This window comes from Actinomadura sp. NPDC000600 (genome assembly GCF_040492135.1).
Classification (GTDB): Bacteria; Actinomycetota; Actinomycetes; order Streptosporangiales; family Streptosporangiaceae; genus Spirillospora.
Window position 1 is genome coordinate 81,614 of the sequence record NZ_JBEUPD010000012.1, and the last position, 19,921, is coordinate 101,534.

18 protein-coding genes and 1 pseudogene are annotated in these 19,921 nt (G+C 71.7%); 13 read left to right on the forward strand and 6 right to left on the reverse strand.

Features of this window, described 5'->3' with window-relative positions:
* Positions 1 to 48 precede the first annotated feature (48 nt).
* From ABWI07_RS19270 to ABWI07_RS19280, 3 genes are read right to left on the reverse strand one after another with little or no spacing between them, the layout of a single operon-like run.
* Entirely contained in the window at positions 49 to 1,134 is a 1,086-nt protein-coding gene (locus tag ABWI07_RS19270) for a 4-oxalomesaconate tautomerase (protein WP_353819344.1), read from the reverse strand.
* Entirely contained in the window at positions 1,131 to 1,865 is a 735-nt protein-coding gene (locus ABWI07_RS19275) for a 4-carboxy-4-hydroxy-2-oxoadipate aldolase/oxaloacetate decarboxylase (RefSeq protein ID WP_353819345.1), read from the reverse strand. The genes ABWI07_RS19270 and ABWI07_RS19275 overlap by 4 nt, the downstream gene beginning before the upstream one ends.
* A gap of 28 nt (positions 1,866 to 1,893) precedes the next feature.
* Positions 1,894 to 2,640, reverse strand: a complete 747-nt coding sequence (locus ABWI07_RS19280; RefSeq protein ID WP_353819346.1) for a PIG-L deacetylase family protein — start codon at positions 2,638 to 2,640, stop codon at positions 1,894 to 1,896.
* Positions 2,641 to 2,871: 231 nt separating this feature from the next.
* Between ABWI07_RS19280 and ABWI07_RS19285 the strand changes: the two genes are divergently transcribed.
* From ABWI07_RS19285 to ABWI07_RS19345, 13 genes and pseudogenes are all read left to right on the forward strand, one after another.
* Positions 2,872 to 4,563: a hydantoinase B/oxoprolinase family protein gene (locus ABWI07_RS19285; RefSeq protein ID WP_353819347.1), complete on the forward strand. Its 1,692-nt coding sequence runs from the start codon at positions 2,872 to 2,874 to the stop codon at positions 4,561 to 4,563.
* Complete coding sequence (locus ABWI07_RS19290) at positions 4,560 to 6,632, forward strand: hydantoinase/oxoprolinase family protein (RefSeq protein ID WP_149263974.1); 2,073 nt, start codon at positions 4,560 to 4,562, stop codon at positions 6,630 to 6,632. Before ABWI07_RS19285 ends, ABWI07_RS19290 begins: the two co-directional genes overlap by 4 nt.
* Positions 6,629 to 7,444, forward strand: coding sequence for an urea carboxylase-associated family protein (locus ABWI07_RS19295; protein ID WP_375708364.1), 816 nt, complete (start codon positions 6,629 to 6,631; stop codon positions 7,442 to 7,444). The genes ABWI07_RS19290 and ABWI07_RS19295 overlap by 4 nt, the downstream gene beginning before the upstream one ends.
* A 137-nt stretch (positions 7,445 to 7,581) precedes the next feature.
* Positions 7,582 to 8,517, forward strand: a complete 936-nt coding sequence (locus ABWI07_RS19300; RefSeq protein ID WP_353819348.1) for a transporter substrate-binding domain-containing protein — start codon at positions 7,582 to 7,584, stop codon at positions 8,515 to 8,517.
* Positions 8,501 to 9,493, forward strand: a complete 993-nt coding sequence (locus tag ABWI07_RS19305) for an amino acid ABC transporter permease (protein ID WP_353819349.1) — start codon at positions 8,501 to 8,503, stop codon at positions 9,491 to 9,493. The genes ABWI07_RS19300 and ABWI07_RS19305 overlap by 17 nt, the downstream gene beginning before the upstream one ends.
* A 10-nt stretch (positions 9,494 to 9,503) precedes the next feature.
* Positions 9,504 to 10,268: an amino acid ABC transporter ATP-binding protein gene (locus tag ABWI07_RS19310; RefSeq protein WP_353819350.1), complete on the forward strand. Its 765-nt coding sequence runs from the start codon at positions 9,504 to 9,506 to the stop codon at positions 10,266 to 10,268.
* A gap of 13 nt (positions 10,269 to 10,281) precedes the next feature.
* Positions 10,282 to 11,160 carry a carbon-nitrogen hydrolase family protein gene (locus ABWI07_RS19315; protein ID WP_149263978.1) on the forward strand — a complete coding sequence of 293 codons (879 nt, stop codon included), beginning with the start codon at positions 10,282 to 10,284 and terminating at the stop codon, positions 11,158 to 11,160.
* Complete coding sequence (locus tag ABWI07_RS19320) at positions 11,157 to 12,299, forward strand: pyridoxal phosphate-dependent aminotransferase (protein WP_353819351.1); 1,143 nt, start codon at positions 11,157 to 11,159, stop codon at positions 12,297 to 12,299. Before ABWI07_RS19315 ends, ABWI07_RS19320 begins: the two co-directional genes overlap by 4 nt.
* A pseudogene (locus ABWI07_RS19325) lies at positions 12,296 to 12,940 on the forward strand (ABC transporter substrate-binding protein); the annotation flags it as partial. The gene ABWI07_RS19320 and the pseudogene ABWI07_RS19325, both read left to right, overlap by 4 nt.
* 193 nt (positions 12,941 to 13,133) lie before the next feature.
* Positions 13,134 to 13,586, forward strand: coding sequence for a cupin domain-containing protein (locus ABWI07_RS19330; RefSeq protein ID WP_149264055.1), 453 nt, complete (start codon positions 13,134 to 13,136; stop codon positions 13,584 to 13,586).
* A gap of 5 nt (positions 13,587 to 13,591) precedes the next feature.
* Positions 13,592 to 14,989, forward strand: coding sequence for a tetratricopeptide repeat protein (locus ABWI07_RS19335; protein WP_149264056.1), 1,398 nt, complete (start codon positions 13,592 to 13,594; stop codon positions 14,987 to 14,989).
* A gap of 41 nt (positions 14,990 to 15,030) precedes the next feature.
* Entirely contained in the window at positions 15,031 to 15,828 is a 798-nt protein-coding gene (locus ABWI07_RS19340; protein ID WP_353819352.1) for an endonuclease/exonuclease/phosphatase family protein, read from the forward strand.
* Positions 15,829 to 16,035: 207 nt separating this feature from the next.
* Entirely contained in the window at positions 16,036 to 17,331 is a 1,296-nt protein-coding gene (locus tag ABWI07_RS19345) for an MFS transporter (RefSeq protein ID WP_353819353.1), read from the forward strand.
* Here the strand turns inward: ABWI07_RS19345 and ABWI07_RS19350 are convergent.
* From ABWI07_RS19350 to ABWI07_RS19360, 3 genes are all read right to left on the reverse strand, one after another.
* Positions 17,296 to 18,342: an RNA polymerase subunit sigma-70 gene (locus tag ABWI07_RS19350; protein WP_149263981.1), complete on the reverse strand. Its 1,047-nt coding sequence runs from the start codon at positions 18,340 to 18,342 to the stop codon at positions 17,296 to 17,298. The genes ABWI07_RS19345 and ABWI07_RS19350 overlap by 36 nt on opposite strands.
* 123 nt (positions 18,343 to 18,465) lie before the next feature.
* Positions 18,466 to 18,807, reverse strand: a complete 342-nt coding sequence (locus ABWI07_RS19355) for an EthD family reductase (RefSeq protein WP_200842354.1) — start codon at positions 18,805 to 18,807, stop codon at positions 18,466 to 18,468.
* Between the two features lie 65 nt (positions 18,808 to 18,872).
* Complete coding sequence (locus ABWI07_RS19360; RefSeq protein WP_353819354.1) at positions 18,873 to 19,865, reverse strand: zinc-binding dehydrogenase; 993 nt, start codon at positions 19,863 to 19,865, stop codon at positions 18,873 to 18,875.
* Positions 19,866 to 19,921: the final 56 nt, after the last annotated feature.

Here is a 19,921-nt window from a genome sequence, read left to right on the forward strand (position 1 = left end):
AAGCCCCTCCGCGGGCGGACCTCCGCATACGGGAGACGGCCTGGATCCTCAGCCGCGGGGGAACGTCGTCCCGTCGAACAGCTTGCGCGCTGTCCGTACGACGCCGCTGCGCCGCACCGCAGGCGGATCGGCGCTCGGGTCGACGTCCACCTCGATGACCAGGTGCCCCGTGGGGTGTTCGACGTCCACCCGGGTGCCGCCGGCCGGCCAGGACGCGGTGAGGTCGTGGCCGACGGCGCCGGGGAGGCGCACCGCGGTCACGGCGGAGATGGCGCCCAGCACCCCGATCGCGGTGTGCGGACTGACGGGGATGAAGGTCCGGGTGGCGATCATGCCGCCGTCCCTCGGCTCGGCCACGAGCGTGGTCTTCGGTATGGACGACGCGGTGACGTCTCCGAGCCCCATCAGCGCACCGGCCCGGATCCGCAGCCGGTCGACGCGTTCCAGCAGCCGCTGGTCGGCGGCCAGTTCGCCGTGGGTCTCGTGGCCGCTCAGGCCGAACGACGCGGCCGCGGCGACGACCACCGGCATGCCGTTGTCGACGCAGGTGACGGGAATGCCGTCGACCACGTCCCGCACGTTGCCGGTGGGGAGCAGCCGCCCGGTCGCCGACCCGACGGTGTCGGCGAACTCCAGCACCACCGGCGCCGCCGTCCCCGGGACGCCGGCGATCGCGGTGCCTCCGGCGTACTGCACGGCGCCCCCGGGAGTGGGGAACCGCGTGCGGGCCACGCTGCCGGAGTTGACCATGCGGACGCGCACCACGGTCTCCGGGTCGCCGGCGGGGACGAGCCCCCGCTCCACCGCGAACTGGCCCACCCCCGCCAGGAGGTTGCCGCAGTTCTGGCGGTCGCTGACCACGGCCTCGTCCACGCCGACCTGGAGGAAGAGGTAGTCGACGTCGACGCCGGGGCGGGCGGAGCGCGAGACGACCGCGACCTTGCTGGTCAGGGAGGTCGCCCCGCCCAGCCCGTCGATCTGCCGGGCATCGGGCGTCCCCATGACGCGCAGCAGCAGGTCGTCCCGTTCCGCGGGGTCGCCGGGAAGGTCGCCGGCGAGGAAGTACGCGCCCTTGGACGTGCCCCCGCGCAGGAGCATGCAGCGCACACCGCCGTCCGCCGTTCCCGCCGTCACGGGGTCGCCCCCGTCCCGCCTTCCTCGGCCGCGCGCTCAGCCTCGTACTCCTGAGCGGTGAGGTAGCGCACGCCGAGCCGGTCGAGCGTGGCCCGCAACCCGTACCGGTCCAGGCCGAGCTCGCCCTTCCGGAAGGCGGCGCGTGTGGCCTCCTCCTTCTCCGCGCGGGCCCGGGACCTCGTCAGGGCCTGGTCGACCAACGCCCGGGGGACGCACACCACTCCGTCGTCGTCCGCCAGGACGGCGTCGCCCGCGCAGATCCGCTGCCCGCCGACGACGACGGGTGTGTTGACGGATCCGGCGGTGGCCTTGACGGTCCCCTGGGCGCTGACCGCGGCGGACCACACGGGGAAGCCGAGACGGTGCAGGTCGTCGACGTCGCGGACACCGGTCGTGGTGACCAGCCCGCGCACCCCCCGCTCCATCAGCGCGGTGGCGAACAGCTCGCCGAACAGACCGTCCGTGCAAGGCGAGGTCGTCGCGACGACCAGGACGTCGCCGGGGCGGCACTGCTCGACCGCCGCGTGGATCATGAGGTTGTCGCCGGGCCAGCACAGCGCGGTCACGGCCGTCCCGCCGATGCGCGAGCCGAGGTGCACCGGCCGGATGCCCGGCCCGGCGTAGCCGCGGCGGCCCAGCGCCTCGTGGACGGTGGCCACGCCGTACGCGGCGAGCGCGTCGACCCGGTCCAGCGGGGCGCGCGGCGGGTCGGTGACGATCACCTTGTCCATCAGGACCCCTCCCGGATCCGGCCGCCGCTCATGCAAGCGCTCCCGTGACCTGCGGGTAGAGCCGCGTGTAGGCCTCGCCCATCGTGGCGTGCGGCAGGCCGAGGTTCGGCCCCGCGTTCCGCTTCAGCTGCACGCCGCGCCGCCGGGCCAGATCGGTGTAGTAGTCCCACATGTGCTGCTGGGCGGGCAGGCACTCCATCGCGGTGCGCTTGCGCTCGAACGTGGACGTGATGTCGAGCAGGACGTCGGGATGGAAATCGCACATCTCCGGCTGGTGCGGTTCGAAGCAGAACACCGGCGGCGCACCGAGCGGCTCCCCTGGTGCGTCGTAACCGATCGCCTGAGCCAGCACGCGCGCCTGCAGGGCCATGCGCGCGGCGGCCGGGTGGTCGCCGTTGTAGGGGTCGGCGAGCGTGTGGGTCAGGACGACGCTCGGGGCAACGTCGCGGTAGACGCGGACGAGGCGGTCGACGAGTTCGGGGGTCTCCCGCAAGGGGTAGTCGCCGGCGTCGAGGAAGACGACCTCCGCCCCGAGGGCCCGTGCCGCGTTCTCGGCCTCGGCCCGGCGGATCTCCTTGATCTCCGCCAGTCCCTTGCCCTCGCGCCAGGCGCGGGCGGACTCACCGCGCTCGCCGTAGCTCAGGCAGACCACGGTGGCCCTCTCGCCCCGCTCGGCGGCCAGCGCGATCGCGCCGCCCGCGCGCCAGACGAAGTCGCCGGCGTGGGCGCTGACGACCAGGAGCGATGCCGAACTCTCCGGTGGACGTGTGGACATGCTCTACCTCATCTCTGAGTGGCCGCTCCCCCTCGCCGATCCGGCAGGACGCTACGGAGGGTGCGGCGGAGGCGCCTCGGGAAGGCGGGCCGCCCTCAGCATGTGAGGTGCCCACCAGATTGTCAACAATCTGAGTTCACAAAATTGTTCGTGAGAATAGTTGACAGCGCGATGCGGGCGCGCCAACCATAGGGCACCCACCTTTACCCAGGTCAACGGAGGGAGTGGGCCATGACCGCAGTCGACATCGGCACCGCCGATGAGGATCTGACGCCCTCTGCGCGTATCGACCCGATCACCCTTGAGATCCTCTGGAGCCGGTTGATCGCCATCGCCGACGAGGCGGCGACCACCCTGAAGCGGACGGCCTTCTCACCCATCGTCACCGAATCCAACGACTTCGCCTGCGTCGTCTTCGACGCACGCGGCAACGCGATCGCCGAGAACACCATCGGCATCCCCAGCTTCAACATGACGATGGGCGTCACCCTCGCGGAGATGCTCGCCTGGCGTCCCGCCGACCAGTGGCGGCCCGGCGACGTCGCCTGCACGAACAACCCCTGGATCACCTCCGGCCACCTCCCCGACGTGACGGTCATCGCCCCGGTCTTCCGGGAGGGCCGCCTCCTCGGCTGGACCGGCAGCATCGCCCACATGGCCGACATCAGCGGCGCCCTCTGGTCCGCCGACACCCGCTCGGTCTACGAGGAGGGCATGTTCATCCCGCCGATGCTGCTCATCGAGCAGGGCGAACTCAACGAGACCCTGCTGAGGATCCTGCGGGCGAACCTGCGCATGCCCGTCGAGGTCGTGGGGGACCTCATGGCCCAGGTCACGGCCGGCCGCACCGCCGCCCAGCGCCTGGTCGAGTTCGCCGACGAGACCGGCATCGACTCCCTCGACGAGATCTCCGGCGAGATCTGCCGGCTCTCCGAGCGGTCGATGCGCCGGGCCGTCTCCGCGATCCCCGACGGGACCTACCGCGCCGGCCACGACCTCGACGGGACGATGGACGGGGAGCCCGTCCATCTGGAGGTCACCGTCACCGTCCAAGGCGACGGCATGACGGTCGACTACACCGGCACCTCGCCCGAGGTGACGCGAGCGCTCAACGTGGTCAAGCCCTACACCGACGCGTACACCTGCTATCCCCTCAAATGCGTGCTGGACCCGCACACCCCGCGCGCCGAAGGCTCCTACCGCTGCATCACCGTCTCGGCCCCCGAGGGCTCGATCCTCAACCCGCGCTACCCCGCACCGGTCAACGCCCGCCAACTCGTCGGCCACTGCCTGGCCATCACCCTCTACAAGGCCCTGGCACCCGTCATCCCCGACCGGGTCATCGCCGAATCGGGCAGCGCGCCGTCGCTGCGCGCCGTGATCTCAGGCCCCCGCGACGAGCACGGCCGGCAGTTCACCGCCATCCCGTTCATCAACGGCGGCATGGGGGCCCGCCCGGTCGCCGACGGCCTGTCGACGACGTGCTTCCCCTCGAACATCGAGGCCGGCTCCATGGAGGCCCTCGAAGCCACCGCCCCGCTGCGGATCCGGCGCAAGGAGCTCCTCCCCGACTCGGGCGGAGCGGGGAAGTACCGCGGCGGGCTCGGGCAGAACGTCGAGATCGAGCTGCTCGCCCCCGGCGAGTGCACGCTGTCCCTCTTCGTGGAACACGTCCGCAACCGCCCCGAAGGCATCCTCGGCGGCCACGCGGGCGCGGCCTCCCGGGTGACGGTCAACGGCCGCGCCGACGGCTTCCCCCTCAAGGGACGGAGCCGCATCCGCCCCGGAGACCGCATCAATATCAACTATCCGGGCGGCGGCGGCTACGGCGACCCGGCCGAGCGCGACCGCGACGCGGTCCGGGCCGACGTCCACGCCGGGCTCGTCTCGGAGGCCGCGGCCCGAGAGGTGTACGGACTATGAACGACAGCCAGGCGCCCAGGATCGCCGGTGTCGACGTCGGCGGGACCTTCACCGACGTCGCCGTCCACGACCCCGTCCGCGGCGTGGTGGAGGTGCACAAGCTCCCCACGACGCCGGACGACCCCACCCAGGCCATCATCGACGGCCTGGACGCCCTCGGAGGGTCCCCGCTCGTCGTCCACGGCACCACCCTCGTCACCAACGCGCTGATCGAGCGCCGCGGCGCACCGACCGGGCTGATCACCACCGCCGGGTGGCGCGACGTCCTCGAGATCGCCAACGAACTGCGCTACGACACCTTCGACCTCTTCCTCCGCCGCGCCGAGGCCCTGGTGCCCCGGCACCTGAGGCTGACGGTGGCCGAGCGGATCGGGGCCGACGGCTCCGAGGTCGAACCGCTCGACGAGGACGCGGTGCGCGAAGCCGGCCGCCGGCTCGTCGGCCAGGGCGTGCGGGCGGTCGCCGTCGGGTTCATCAACTCCTACCGCAACGGCGTGCACGAGCGGCGCGCGGTCGAGATCCTGCGCGAGGCGTTCCCCGGCCTCACGGTCTGCGCCTCCTCCGAGGTCGCGCCCGAGATCCGGGAGTACGAGCGGTTCTCGACCGCGGCCGCCAACGCCTTCGTGCAGCCCCTGGCCACCGGCTACCTGCGGCGGCTCGCCGACCGGCTCGGCACCCCGCCGATGATCATGCTGTCCGACGGCGGCATCACCACGGCCCGCGCCGCCTCCGAGCGTCCGATCGCCCTGGTCGAGTCCGGCCCGGCCGCAGGCGCCATGGCCGCGGCCCACATGGCGACGACCTGCGGATTCAAGGACGTCGTGGCGTTCGACATGGGCGGCACGACCGCGAAGGTCTCCCTGGTCCACGACGGCGTCCCGGCGCGCACCCACCTGATGGAGGTGGCCCGCGCCCACCGCTTCAAGCGGGGCAGCGGGTTCCCCGTCCGGGTGCCGACCGTCGACCTCATCGAGATCGGCGCGGGCGGCGGCAGCATCGCCTGGGTCGACGACCTCGGCCTGCTCAAGGTCGGCCCCCGCAGCTCCGGCGCCGTGCCCGGCCCCGCCTGCTACGGAAAGGGCGGCACCGATCCCACCGTCACCGACGCGGACCTGGAGCTGGGCTACCTGGCACCCGACAGTTTCCTCGGCGGCGCCATGACCCTGGACACCGCCGCCGCGGGCCAGGCCCTCGACGCCCTGGCCACCCGCCTGCACACCGACAGGCGCACCGCGGCCGCCGGCATCGCCGACGTCGTCAACAACGCCATGGCGACCGCGGCCCGCCTCTACATCTCCGAGCAGGGCCGCGACCCGCGCCGCTACCGGATGGTCGCCTTCGGCGGCGCCGGACCGGTCCACGCCTACGACGTCGCCCGCCTCCTCCACATCGGCGAGGTCGTCTTCCCGCGCGGGGCCGGCGTCGCGTCCGCGATCGGCATGCTGGTGGCGCCCCGTGCCGTCGAATGCACGACGTCGCTGGTCGTCCCCCTCGACGAGCCGGACTGGGACGCCGTGGACGCCGTCCTGAAGGACCTGGAGGGCCAGGCACGCGCACAGCTCGAAGAGGCGGACGTCAAGCCCGGGGACGTTCGGCTCGAGGCCGCGGCCGACATGCGGTACGTGGGCCAGGGATACGAGCTGACGGTGCCGCTGCCGCTCGACGTCCTCCGCGACCACGACACGGCGGGCCTCGTCGAAGCCTTCGAGACCGAGTACCGCACACGGTTCGACCGGGTCCTGCACGGCATGCCCGCGCAGGTCATCTCCTGGCGGCTGCGCGCGCTCTCGTCCCCCGTCGTGAAGACCGTGGAACTCGCCGCCGGCGACGCCGCGCACTCCGCGGCCCCCGCCGGCGCCCGCCCCGCGTACTTCACGGAAGTCGGCGGCTACACGGACACACCGGTGTACCGCCGCGCCGGTCTCGCCCCGGGCACGGCCATCAGCGGGCCCGCGCTCATCGAGGAGACCGAGTCGACGGTCGTCGTCGGCCCCGCCGGATCCGTCCGGGTCGACGACATGGGCAATCTCGTCATGACCATCACCAGCGGACACGGAGAGAGCCGATGACCGCCTCCCAGCGGCCCGAGCCGATCTACCCGGCCGGCATCCTGCCGAAGAAGTACACCGACACCGGGATGTACGAGGCGATCGGGGAGGCGACCGGCGGCCGCACCCTCGTCGAGGAGTTCACCCTCCCCATCCGCACGGGGAAGGCGTGGCGCGTCGAGGCGGGCCAGGTCTGCCGGGTGTCGACGCCGGAAGGTCCGCAGGTCGGCGACTTCAACTTCTGGAACGCCGAGAACCCGCGCGAGCGGTTCTGGGCCGCCCGCACCCGCCAGATCCAGGGGACCCACGTCACGACCGGCGACCGCCTCTGGTCCTGCCTGCCCTACCTGCGGCCGATGCTGACGATCACCGGCGACAGCGTCGCCTACGGCGTCGACGAGTACGGCGGCGGCTGCCACGACCTGCTCGGCTCGCGCTGCGATCCGCACATGAAGAAGCTGCTGACCGGCGAGGACGTGGACGACCACTGCCACACGAACCTCGTCTCCGCCGTCGCGCCGTTCGGGCTGGACGAGATGGACGTGCACGACGTTCTGAACGTCTTCCAGCTCACGGGACTCGTCGACGGCAAGTACTACACCGCGGCGTCCCCCGCGAAGGCCGGCGACCACATCGAGTTCCTGGCCGAGATCCCCCTGCTGTGCGCGCTGTCGAACTGCCGCGGCGGCGACCTCTCCCAACCGCGGTGGGGACCGGCCGCGAAGGACACCGCCGAGCACTGCCGCCCGCTGCACATCGAGATCTTCGACCTGGACCCGTCCCTGCTGGACGGCTGGACCATGCCCGAGCCCTCCGCCTACGGCCGCCGCTGACACGACACCACCCGAGCCGCCGGGGCGTCACCCGCCGGCCGACGCCTCGGCCGCCGGCCGCCCGAGAAGACCCGCTCGAAACTCCGCATACACGACAGTGCACTCCGTGCAGCAGAGACGTGGGAAACGAGGACCCCATGAACGTACTGCAACACCCTCGACGACGTGACCGCGCGCTGCTCCTGGCCGTCTCAGCAGCGGTGGCCCTCGCGGGCTGCGGTGTCACCTCCACCGCCGACACCAGCGACCGCGACACCGGGGCGGCCATCGACATCGACGCGATAGCCGTCGACAAGAAGGCACAGGCCGAACTGCCGGAGGAGATGAGGAAGTCCGGCACCCTGGACGTGGCGAGCGAACTCGACTGGCCGCCGTTCTCCTACAAGGACGACAGCGGGAAGACCACGGGCATCGACGTCCTCATGATCCAGGCGATCGGCAGGAAGCTCGGGCTGAAGACCACCATCGCCGACCTGGGCGCCGACACCATCATCCCCAGCGTGCAGAACGGCCGCTACGACGTCGCGGTCAGCCAGCTCGTCACCACTCCCGAACGGCTGCGGGCGGTGAACTTCGTCGACTACATCCAGAACACCCTGGGCATCATCCAGCACAAGGACTACTCCCCCAAGGTCACCCCCGAGAGCATGTGCGGCAAGACGTTCGTGGGCACCCAGGGAACCGGGCCGCTCGACTTCACCCGGCAGTATTCCGAGAAGGAATGCGTCGCCAAGGGCAAGCCCGAGATGACGATCCACGTCTTCGACAAGAGCGCGGCCACGATTCTCGCCGTCGGCAACAAACGCGGCGTCTTCCTCACCAACCGCGCTGTGGGCGAGTACGTGGCGGCCACCTCGAACAACGGCCTGGTCATGGGCAAGGAGACGATTCCCGGCTCGCGCACCCTCTCGGGAATCGCCTACTCCAAGAAGCATCCCGAGGTCGGGAGGGCCGTCCAGGCAGCGCTGCTGTCCCTGATGAACGACGGCACGTACCAGAAGATCCTCGAGAAGTGGAAGGTCACCGACCAGGCCCTCAAGACGAGCGAGATCCGCAATGAAACAGGATCCTGACGGCGGGAGGCCGCTCGTCTCCGACGGCGGCCGGCGGCCGGGTCGCCCGCGCGCCCACGAGGTCGTCCGGCACCCCGGCCCGGGCGAGGCGACCCCGATCGAGGCCGGCCGCGCCCGGGAGCCGGGCAACTGGATCGCGTGGCTCCTCCTGGCGTTCGCGACGGTGTGGCTGGCACACGCCCTGATCACCAATCCCGGGTTCCAGTGGGACGTCGTCGGCCAGTACCTCTTCGCTCCGGAGATCCTCAAGGGCACCGCCGTCACGGCTCAGCTCGTCGCCCTGTCGATGCTCATCGCCATCGCGCTGGGGATCGTCCTCGGCGTCATGCGCCTGTCGAACAACTCGGCCGCCTACCTCGCCTCGAGCGCCTACGTCTGGTTCTTCCGGGGGACGCCCGTCCTGGTCCAGCTGATCTTCTGGTACAACATCGCGACGCTCTACCCGCACTTCAAGCTCGGGATCCCGTTCGGCGGACCGGAGTTCGCATCCGTCGACAGCAACCGCGTGATGACGTCCTTCACCGCGGCCGTGATCGGGTTGAGCCTCAACGAGGCGGCGTACTACGCCGAGATCGTCCGCGCGGGCATCCTCTCGGTCGACCGGGGGCAGACCGTCGCCGCCAAGGCCCTCGGCTTCACCCCCGTCCAGGTCGTCCGGCGCATCGTGCTCCCGCAGGCGATGCGGGCGATCGTCCCGCCCACCGGCAACCAGATCATCGCCATGCTCAAGTACTCGGCCCTGGCGAGCGTCATCGCGGTGCCCGAACTCCTGCACTCCGCCCAGACCATCTACAACCGCACCTTCGGCACGATCCCCCTGCTCATCGTCGCCTCGATCTGGTACCTCGTCCTTGTGACCGTCCTCTCGATCGGCCAGCGCTACGTGGAGCGGTACTTCTCGCGCGGTCACCTCGACGACGGCGCCGACCGCTTCGCCGTCCTCAAGCGGCGCATGCCCATTCTGCGAAGGCTCTAGGAGGGCCGCCATGGAGCAACCGATGGTGCGCGCCGACAACGTGCACAAGTCCTACGGTGCCACGCCGGTCCTCAACGGGGTGTCGCTGACGGTGGAGCGAGGCGAGACGGTCTGCGTGATGGGACCGTCCGGCTCCGGGAAGAGCACCTTCCTGCGCTGCATCCACAACCTGGAGACGATCGACGCCGGACGCATCTACCTCGACGGGGACCTCGTCGGCTACCGGAACACGAGAGGGCGCCTCCAGCAGCTGGGCGGCAGGGAGACCTGCCGCCAGCGGTCCCAGATCGGCATGGTCTTCCAGCACTTCAACCTCTTCCCGCACATGACCGTGCTGGAGAACGTCACCGCCGCCCAGATCCGCGTGAAGGGGGTCAAGCCTGCCGACGCGGAGGCCACCGGGAGGAAGCTCCTCGCCGACGTGGGGCTCGCCGGCAAGGCAGGCAGCTATCCCCGGCAGCTCTCCGGAGGACAGCAGCAGCGCGTGGCGATCGCGCGCGCCCTCGCGATGGACCCCAAGGTGATGCTGTTCGACGAGCCGACCTCCGCGCTGGACCCCGAACTCGTCGGCGAGGTGCTCGCGGTGATCCGCGACCTCGCCCGCACCGGCATGACGATGATCGTCGTCACCCACGAGACCGGGTTCGCCCGCGAGGCCGGCGACAGCCTCGTCTTCATGGACGAAGGCCGCGTCGTCGAGGTCGGCCCCGCCCGCGACGTGATCGCCGCCCCCCGGCACGAGAGGACCCGCGGGTTCCTCTCCACGATCCTGTGAGGGGCGGCACGGAATGAAGGACCACGTCGACGTCGCGATCGTCCAGTTCGAACCGCGCCCGCTCGACCTGGCCGGCAACCTCGAAGCCATGGCCGAAGCCGTACGGGCGGAGGCGGCCGGCAACCCCGCCGACCTCGTCGTCTTCCCCGAGCTCGCCACCACCGGCTACCTCCCGCCGGCCTACAGCGACGACTTCCGGCGCCGGCTGGCCTCCGCAAGCGACACCATTCCCGGCCGCACGACCGAGACGCTCGGCCGCGTCGCCCGCGAGACCGGGACCCACATCGTCGTCGGCCTCGCCGAGCGCGGGGAGGACGAAGAGCTGTTCAACACGCTCCTGCTCATCGGCCCGGACGGCGAGACCATAGGCGCGCACCGCAAGGTGCATCTATGGGACCAGGAGCCGGGGTACTTCGGTACCGGGCGCCGCTTCGGCGTCCTGGACACCGGCCTGGGCCGGATCGGGCTGTCCGTCTGCCACGACTCGCGCTTCCCCGAAGCCACCCGCCAGCAGGTGGTGGCCGGCGCCGAGATCCTGATCTGCGTGTTCGCCTACGCCCCCGACCCGGGCGTCCCGGCCGACATCCTCACCCACCGCACGGTGACACGCGCGTGGGAGAACGCCGCGTACTACGTCCTCGCCAACCGCCTGGGCAGCGAGTACGGCGCGGACTTCGCCGGCCGCAGCGTGATCGCCGGGCCCACCGGTCAGATCCTCAGCGCCGCCCACGGTGAGCGGGACCCCGTCGTCCGCGCCCGCCTCCACCGCCGGCCTCTGGCCGATGCCCGTCGCGTCGTGGACGTCGCCCGCGAACGGCGGCCCGACGTCTACGGCGACCTCACCCCCATCGCACCGGAAACGACAACGACGAGCCGGCAGGAGCGCCCGTGACCGCCTTCACCCCATCGGACCGCGTGCAGCGGGTCCTCCGGCACTCGCTGCGGCCCTCCACCCGTCCTCCGGCGGGCATGATCTCGCTCGCGTCCGGCGAGCCGGACTTCGCGACTCCGGAGCACATCCGCAGGGCGCACGCCGACGCCATCGAAGCCGGCGCCACCCACTACGCGGCCTGGAACGGCGCCCCCGACCTGCGGGAGGCCCTGGCCGCACACGCCGGGGGCCCCGGGCGGCCGGCGCGGACCGCCGACCAGGTCCTCGTCACCCACGGCGGCAGCGGCGCCCTGGCCGCGGCGATCCTCTCCTGCGTCGACCCAGGCGACCGGGTCGTCATCCCCGTTCCGACCTACTCCCTCTACGCCGACCTGGTGCGGATGGCGGGAGGCGAGCCCGTCCTCTTGCCGCAGCAGGACGACCTGCACCTGGACCTGGACGCGGTCGCCGCGGTCGCTCCCGGCGCCCGCATGGTCGTGGTCTGCAACCCGTGCAACCCGACCGGCGTCGTCTACTCGGCGGAGGAACTGACCCGGTTGAGGGACATCGCCGAGCAGCACGGTCTGCTGGTCATGGCCGACGAGGCGTACGACCAGATCGTCTACGACCCCCGGCGCTTCACCTCCGTCCTGGACATCCCCGGCCTCGCCGAGCGGGTGCTGTACGTCCAGACGTTCTCCAAGACGTACGCGATGACGGGCTGGCGCGTCGGATACCTGCTCGCGCCGCCCGAGGTGGTCGCCGCGGCGGCGGTGGTCCACACCCGTATGGCCGGTCCCCTCAACACCGCGGTGCAGCATGCCGCGCTGGCTGCGCTCACCGGGCCCCAGGAGCCCGTCCGGCGGATGCTCGACGAGTACCGGGGGCGGCGCGAGCTGGTGATGCGGCTGCTCGGTGACGTGCCCGGCACCCGGCTGCGGGCTCCCGACGGCACGTTCTACGCGTTCGTCGCCCACAGCCCGCGGCTGACGTCGGTGCAGGTGGCCGCGGCCGCCCGCGAGAGGGGTGTGGCGGTCCGCCCGGGAAGCGAGTTCGGCGGCGAAGGCTCCGTCCGCCTCTCGTTCGCCACGGACCGGGAGACCCTGACCAAGGGGCTCCTCGCCCTGCGCGACATGTTCGAGGACACGGCGGCGCCATGATCCGGAGGCGTGGCAGTGCCCCCGGCCGCGCTCAGCCCGCGGGGCTTTCAGTGGCGGCGGACGGCTCGACGAGCTCATCGACCTCGGCGTGGACGCCTTCATCCTCGCGGGCGTGCTCGCTGCCCGCAGGCGAGCGGCCCGACCCCGCCCGCGGCCTGCCGTCCGCGCACGGCGACCACCTGTTCGACGGCGGCTACGACTTCATCGGCACCGGGTCCACGCCACCGGTCACCGCGCAGGCCAGGGGGCACGACGTGGTGTACGTCGCGGTGTCCGGGCCGCGGATCGAGAACGGGCGGCTCGTCGTCCGCGAGGACTCCCCCGTCGCCGCGGCCGCCGACCTCAAGGGGCGCAGGGTCGCGCTCGGCCACGGCTCCTGGCAGACCACCCGGCTCCTCCTCGCGCTGGAGAAGGCCGGGCTCAGCTGGAGCGACATCGAGCCGGTGGACGCCTACGGCAACGCCGCCGAGCTGTTCCTGAACGGCGAGGTCGACGCCTGGGTCGGCTCGTACCCGTACCTGACCGACGTGGAGCGGCGCGTGCCGGTCCGCACGGTCATCGAGACCGACGGCCTGTTCAGCCACCGTTCGCTCTGGTTCACCAGCCGCGCGTTCGCCACGGGGCGCCGCGACGAGCTCGCCGCGATCGTCTCGGCGCTGCAGGAGTCGGACGCGTGGGTGCGGCGGAACCCGCGCGAGGCGGCCGATGAGGGGGCGCATCGGTTCGGCGAGGGCCTGTTGCCCCCATGGACGATCACGTGCAAGGCTGAATCGTCCTCACAAGGACCGTTCCGCCTGCCCATCTCTAGCGGAACGGCCGACAGAAGGAACACCGGTGACCGATCACGCACGGGGGACGGCCGCCTGGCATGGGCGCATCGAGCATGTCCGCGGATCCGACCTGGACCAAGACACCGCGCAGACCTCGGGAATGCGAAGGTACGAGGCGATCTCGGGCAGGAGCGTGGGCTCCGAACGGCTCTGGATGGGCCGCACCCACGTCGCGCCCGCGACCGGCTCGGGCGACCATCACCACGGCGAGGCCGAAACGGCGATCTACGTCGTCTCCGGCCGCCCGGTCTTCGTCTTCGCCGAGGGCGCCGAGGAGGTCCGCGTCGAAACCCGGCCGGGCGACTACATCTTCGTCCCGCCCTATGTCCCGCACCGCGAGGAGAACCCCTCCCCCGACGAGGAGGCGGTCGTGGTCATCGCACGCAGCACGCAGGAGGGGATCGTGGTCAACCTTCCCAGCCTGTGGGCGGACGTCGAGCGTCCGACGGACTCCTGACGACCATGAAGTCCGACGAGCACGGGCTGGCCATCGGGGCGGGCAGCCGCAGCGCACTCGAACACTACGACAACGCCGTCCATGAACTGCTGCACTTCCGCCCGGAGGTGGACGCCGAGGCGAAGCGGGCGCTCGAAGCGGATCCCGACTTCCCGCTGGGCAACGTCCTGTCGGTATACCTCGGACTGCTGAGCACCGAGCCCGACAACGCGCGGGCCGCGGCGGAACGGTTCCAGCGCTTCCGGTCGCGCGTGGACGACTCCGGGCTGCTTCCCCGGGAACGCGCACACGTCGCGGCGCTCGAACGCCTGGTGAAGGGCGACTTCCTCGGCTGCGGCCGCCTGCTCGGCCAGATCAGCGAGGAGTACCCGCGGGACGTCCTGGCGCTGTTCGTCGGCCACCAGATCGACTACTTCACCGGGGACGCCCGGGCACTGCGCGACCGGGTCGGCGGTGCGCTGACGTCGTGGAGCGAGGCCGACCGGCATTTCGGTCACCTGCTCGGCATGTACGCCTTCGGGTTGGAGGAGGCGGGCCACTACGACCGGTCGGAGGAGGTCGGCCTGCGCGCGGTCGAACTCCACCCCAAGGACGTGTGGGGCATCCATGCGGTCGTCCACACCTACGAGATGCAGGGCCGGTTCCGGCGAGGTATCGGCTATATGGACGAACGTCTGGCCGACTGGTCGACCGGCACGTTCTTCAACGTGCACGCGTGGTGGCACTACGCGCTCTACGCGCTGGAGGCAGGGGACGCGGCCCGGGCCCTGGAGATCTACGACGCCGTCCTCCACGGCCCGGAGTCGACGGGCACCGCGATGGAGCTGCTGGACGCCGCCGCCCTGCTCTGGCGGCTGCTCCTCGAAGGCGATGACCAGACCGCGAGGTGGAACGCCCTGGCCGACAGCTGGGCGCCCAAGGCCCGGGAGCCGTTCTACGCGTTCAACGACATGCACGCGGTGATGTCCTTCGTCGGCGCCGGCCGCTTCGGCGACGCCGACCGGCTGATCGCCGACCGCGAGTCCTACCTGGCCGCTACCCTGCCCGATGTCACCAACCAGGCGATGACCGCACGCGTCGGCCTTCCGGCCTGCCGCGCCCTGGTGGCCTTCGGCCGCGGCGACTACACCACCGCCGTTGACCTCCTCGCCCCCGTCAGGCACCACGTCAACGAATTCGGCGGCAGCCACGCGCAACGCGACGCGCTGCAGAAGACCCTGCTGGAGGCCGCCCTCCGGTCCGGCCGCCTCGACCTGGCCCGCGTCCTGGTCAGCGAGCGGATCAGCATACGGCCCGCCAGCCCGTTCAACTGGCTCAAGCACGCCGCCGTGGCCGAGGCCCTCGGCGACGCGGCCACCGCGGCCACCGCCCGATCGCACGCGACGACGCTCCGCCGGGCCTAGGACGGCCATCGCCCTACCTCACGGGGCTAGGTTCGTGTCCTGTGCGGATCATCTCTCTCAACGCCTGGGGCGGCGCGATGTTCGACGACCTCAGCCGCTGGCTCGCCACCAACGACACCGACGTCCTCTGCCTCCAGGAGGCGACCCACACCCCGACCGCGAACGGCTGGACGCGCTTCGACGACGCCGAACGGTCACTGCCACAGCGGGCGGATCTCCTCTCCGACGTCCGTCCGCTGTTTCCCGGGCACCACGCGCTCTTCACCCCCAGCGACGCCGGCCCCGTCCAGGATCAGGCCGGCGACCTGCATCAGCAGGAGTTCGGACTGATGGCCCTCACGGCCCCCGCCTATCCCCTCGTCGGCATCCGAACGGCCTTCGTGCACGGCGACTACGCCGAGTACCGGAGCCACTGGCCAACCGGTGACCGCCCCCGCGCCGCCCAGGCACTGCGTGTCTTCGACCGCCGGGCCCAGCGGTTCGTCACCATCACCCACCTGCACGGCCTGCGGGACCCGAACGGGAAGGCCGACACTCCCGCCCGGAGAGCACAGGCCGGCCGACTCGCCGACCTCATCACCGGCATCCGCCAAGACGACGACCTGACCGTGGTCTGCGGGGACCTCAACCTGCTGCCCGGCAGCGAGACGTTCCAGATCCTCGCCGAGCTCGGCCTGGTCGACCTCGTCAAGGACGCCGACACGAGAACCTCGCGCTACCCCAAGCCGCTACGCCACGCGAGCTACATGCTGATCTCCGACCCCGGCGCCGTCCGGCGGTTCGAGATCATCACCCGGCCTGAGGTGTCCGACCACCGCGCACTGATGCTCGACCTCTAGGCATTCGGACAGTACCGGGGCGCTTGTTTCCCCGGTACTCGGCGAACTCCAGCCACCGCTCCGGGAGGCGTAGCGTGAGGAGTTGCGCAGCAGACGCACGATGCGGGCCTGCACCAGCGCCTGCGGCCACGAGTGCGCGACCGCGTAGTGGGCTCCGCCAACAGTCCCTGCCTTGTGTCCCTCTTGTATGCCCGGTAGGAGAAGCCCATGGCCGGCGATAACGCTCGCGAACACACCGGTGATGCTTCGGGGGCCGGCGCCGAGCGGGCGGCTTCCGGACGGGCTGCGGCGTTGTCGCCGTGGCGGTTCGTCGTGGTCTTCGGTGTGGTCAGCCTCCTGGCGGACGCCGTCTACGAGGGGGCCCGATCGATCACCGGTCCGTATCTGGGATCGCTCGGCGCGGGCGCCGTCCTGGTGGGAGTGGTGACGGGCGCCGGCGAGGCGGCGGGCCTGGTTCTCCGGCTGGTGAGCGGCCCGGCGACCGAGTGGTCGGGCCGGTACTGGGGCTGGACGATCGCCGGGTACGGCCTGACGGTCGTGGCGGTGCCCGCGCTGGCGCTGCCGGTCGGACTGGCCGGGGCATGCGTGCTCGTAGTGGCCGAACGCGTGGGCAAGGCCACGCGCAGCCCGGCCAAGGACACGCTGCTCTCCCACGCCGGAAGCCCGATGGGGCGCGGGACGGCGTTCGCGGTGCACGAAGCGCTGGACCAGACAGGCGCGTTCGCGGGTCCGCTGCTCGTCGCGGCGGCGGTCGCCTGGCACGGGTACGGCCTGGGCTTCGCGATCCTGGCGGTCCCCGGCATCGCGGTCATGATCGTTCTCCTCTGGCTGGCCCGCCGCGTCCCCGACCCGCGGGTCTACGAGGCCGGCGCCGAGCGGACACCCGCCGAGCCTCCGGCGATGGGATCCGCGGCGGTGCGCGGCCGTGCTCCGCTGGCGGGGCTGGGCCGGGTCTTCTGGCGCTACGCGGTGTTCTCGGCCGTGACGATGGCGGGGTTCGCCACGTTCGGGCTGATCGGGTTCCATCTGGTGGAGGCCGACCTGGTGAGACCGCAGGCGGTGCCTCTGGTGTACGCCGGGGCGATGGCGGTCGACGCGGTGGCGGCGCTGGCGACGGGCCGGCTGTTCGACCGGTGGGGTCTGCGCGTCCTGGTGACGCTGCCGGTGCTGGCCGGTGCCGGCACCGCACTGGCGTTCGCCGGCTCGCTGTTCCCGGCGCTGGCGGGCGCTGCGCTGTGGGGCGCGGCGATGGGCGTCCAGGAGTCGACGATGCGGGCGGCGGTCGCCGACCTCGTCCCGGCCGCACGCCGCCCGACGGCCTACGGCGCCTTCGCCGCGGTCTACGGAACCGCCTGGCTCGTCGGCGGAGCAGCCCTCGGCGCCCTCTACGGCCACGCCCACGCCGCCCTGGTACCAGTCGTGCTGAGCGTGCAGGCCGTAGCACTGGCCGCCCTGTGGTGGGTCAACTCAGCAGCCGCCCCCGACGGCAGGACCACCGCCTGACCGGCACCGCCTTTGGAGGGGTGCGAGCACGTCTGGGAAGCCGAAGGTCGCGACCAGTGCGGGATCGTGGAACTTGACCACGCGGGAGACGCCGGTGGCGGTAGGGGCCAGGACCACTACGCCGTCGGCTCGGAGCGCGTCGTCGGCGTCGCGGTGGTACACGACGGCGGCGGGTTGGCCGTTGGCCACAGTGGCGAGCATCCGCCAGTCGCCCGGTGCGCCCAGCACGTACGCGTCGAGGATGCGGATGCACATCGCCTTTCCCGACTGCCAGTCGCGGAAGGGCGTCGCCTCCAGCGTGGCGTCCGCGCGCAGCACCTGTTCCATCAGGCCGGCATCGGAGTGCTCGAAGGCCGCGATGTAGCCGTCGAGCAGCGCGCGTGCCCTCTGGTCGGTCGGTTCGAGCAGTCGCTCGGCGTCGGGCTCCAGTTCGTCCAGCCGGGCACGGGCGCGCTGCAGACCGCTCTTGACCGCCGCCGTGGTGGTGTCGAGGATCTCGGCGGTCTCGGCCGCCGAGAACGCCAGCACCTCGCGCAGGATGAGGATGGCGCGCTGGCGGGCGGGCAGGTGCTGCAGGCTCGCGATGAGCGCCAGCCGCACCGACTCGCGTTCGACCATCACCGCGGCGGGATCGTCGGCGGGCGGGGCGATCCATGCTTCCGGCAGCGGTTCCAGCCACGAGACCTCGCCCGGTCGGAGGGCATTCGGCGGGTGATCGGGGCGGTCGTCCGGGCCTGCCAGCCCCGAGGGCAGCACCCGGATCGGGCGCGGCTTCAACGCCGTCAGGCAGACGTTGGTGGCGATCTTGTAGAGCCAGGACCGGATCGACGCCCGGCCCTCGAATCCCGAGTAGGACCGCCACGCCCGCAGGTAGCTCTCCTGCACCAGGTCCTCGGCATCGTGCGCCGAGCCGACCATGCGGTAGCAGTGCGCCAGCAACTCGCGGCGGAACCGCTCGGTCTCGGCGGTGAACCGGTCTCGATTCGGCGCCGCCCGCAGATCCGATGTCACGCCGCGAGCCTAGCCACGTGGCGCTCTGGGCGCGGTCCGCGTGCCGGCGCAGCCGACGACGCCCGGCCCGCATCGGCCGCCACCGATGACGCGGGCGCCCTTCCGCACAGGCGGCGTCCGCGATCAGACCTCATCGAGCTGAAGGATCAGGCCCCGGAAGGCCGTGTAGCGGGCCAGGTTCGTTGCGGCGTCCTCGGCGGTGCGCCGCCCGATCTCGGACCCGAGCGCGGCCTCCAGCGCGGCCATGTCGTCCCAGTCGAGCATCACGACCATGTAGCAGGATTCGCCGATGACGGCCGCGGGCTCATGACTGCGCGTGAAGCGACGCAAGCCCGGATACCGTTTCGCCAACGGGATGTGGACATCTCTGTAGTGCCGTTCGAAAGCGTCGATGTCGGAGGGGGTGTCGTACATCACGACGAATCGCGCCGTCTGCTCAGCGGCCGGTTCCACGGCTGCGGTCATCTGTTTCAACTCCTGTCATGGAAGCCTCCGGTGTGCGACGGCACCGGCGCGGCTTTAGGGGTTTCTCAGGGCAGCAGGGCCAGTTTGCCGACGGTGGCGCGGGCTTCCAGTTCCGTCAGCGCTTTCGGGCCGTCGGCCAGGTCATAAGCGGTGGGCCGGCCGGGGGCGAGGACGCCGGCCGCGATCAGCGCGGACAGCTCACCCATCAGTTCGCCGAAGATCTGCGGTGCGGCCTGGATCAGCACGCCGATGTTCAGGCCGACGATCTGGACCTGGTGCTTGTACACCAGCTCCCAGTTGGTGATCGGCGCTTCGCCGCCTGCCGTGCCGTAGACGATGACCCGCCCGGTGACCCGCTTGGCCGCGGCCAGGCCGGCGGCGAAGGTGGCGCCGCCGGCAGACTCCAGCACCACATCGACGCCGGAACCCCCGGTCAGCTCCATCACCTCGGCGGCGAGGTCGCCGCTGAGAGAGTCCAGGACGTGGTCGGCTCCCAGTGCCAGCACTGTCTCGTGCTTGCCGGGCGAGGCGGTGGCGATGACCGTCGCACCGTAGTGCTTGGCCATCCGCACCGCGGCCTGGCCGGTCCCGCCCGCCGCGGCCTGGATCAGCACGACCTGCCCGGGAGAGATTCCGCCAAGAGGCTTGAGCGCCGCCAGCGCGGTGGGCCAGTTCACGACCAGACCCAGCGCCTGCTGCTCCGTCCAGCCCGCCGGCACCGGCACCGCAGCGGCCGCGGGCAGGACCATGAACTCGGCGAAGGCGCCGGTTCCGACACCGACGACCCGGGCCCCCGGTTGCGGGCCGGTCACCGCCTCGCCCACCGCGACGACCTCGCCGGCCGCCTCGAAACCCGCCAGGTACGGCGGCCGCGGACCGCCTGCGAACGTGCCGTGCGCCTTCGAGACGTCGGCGAAGTTGACCCCGGCCGCGGTGACGCGGATCAGGACCTCACCCCGGCCGGGGCGCGGCACCGGCGCATCGGTGATCAGGCGCATGTCCTGCGGGCCGTTGAGGGAGGACTGCTGCAGCGCGCGCATGGTCGCGGGGACGCTCATCGGCGATCGGCCTTTCCTTCTCGGCTTACGTGAGAGAGACCGACCCAGCCGTCGCG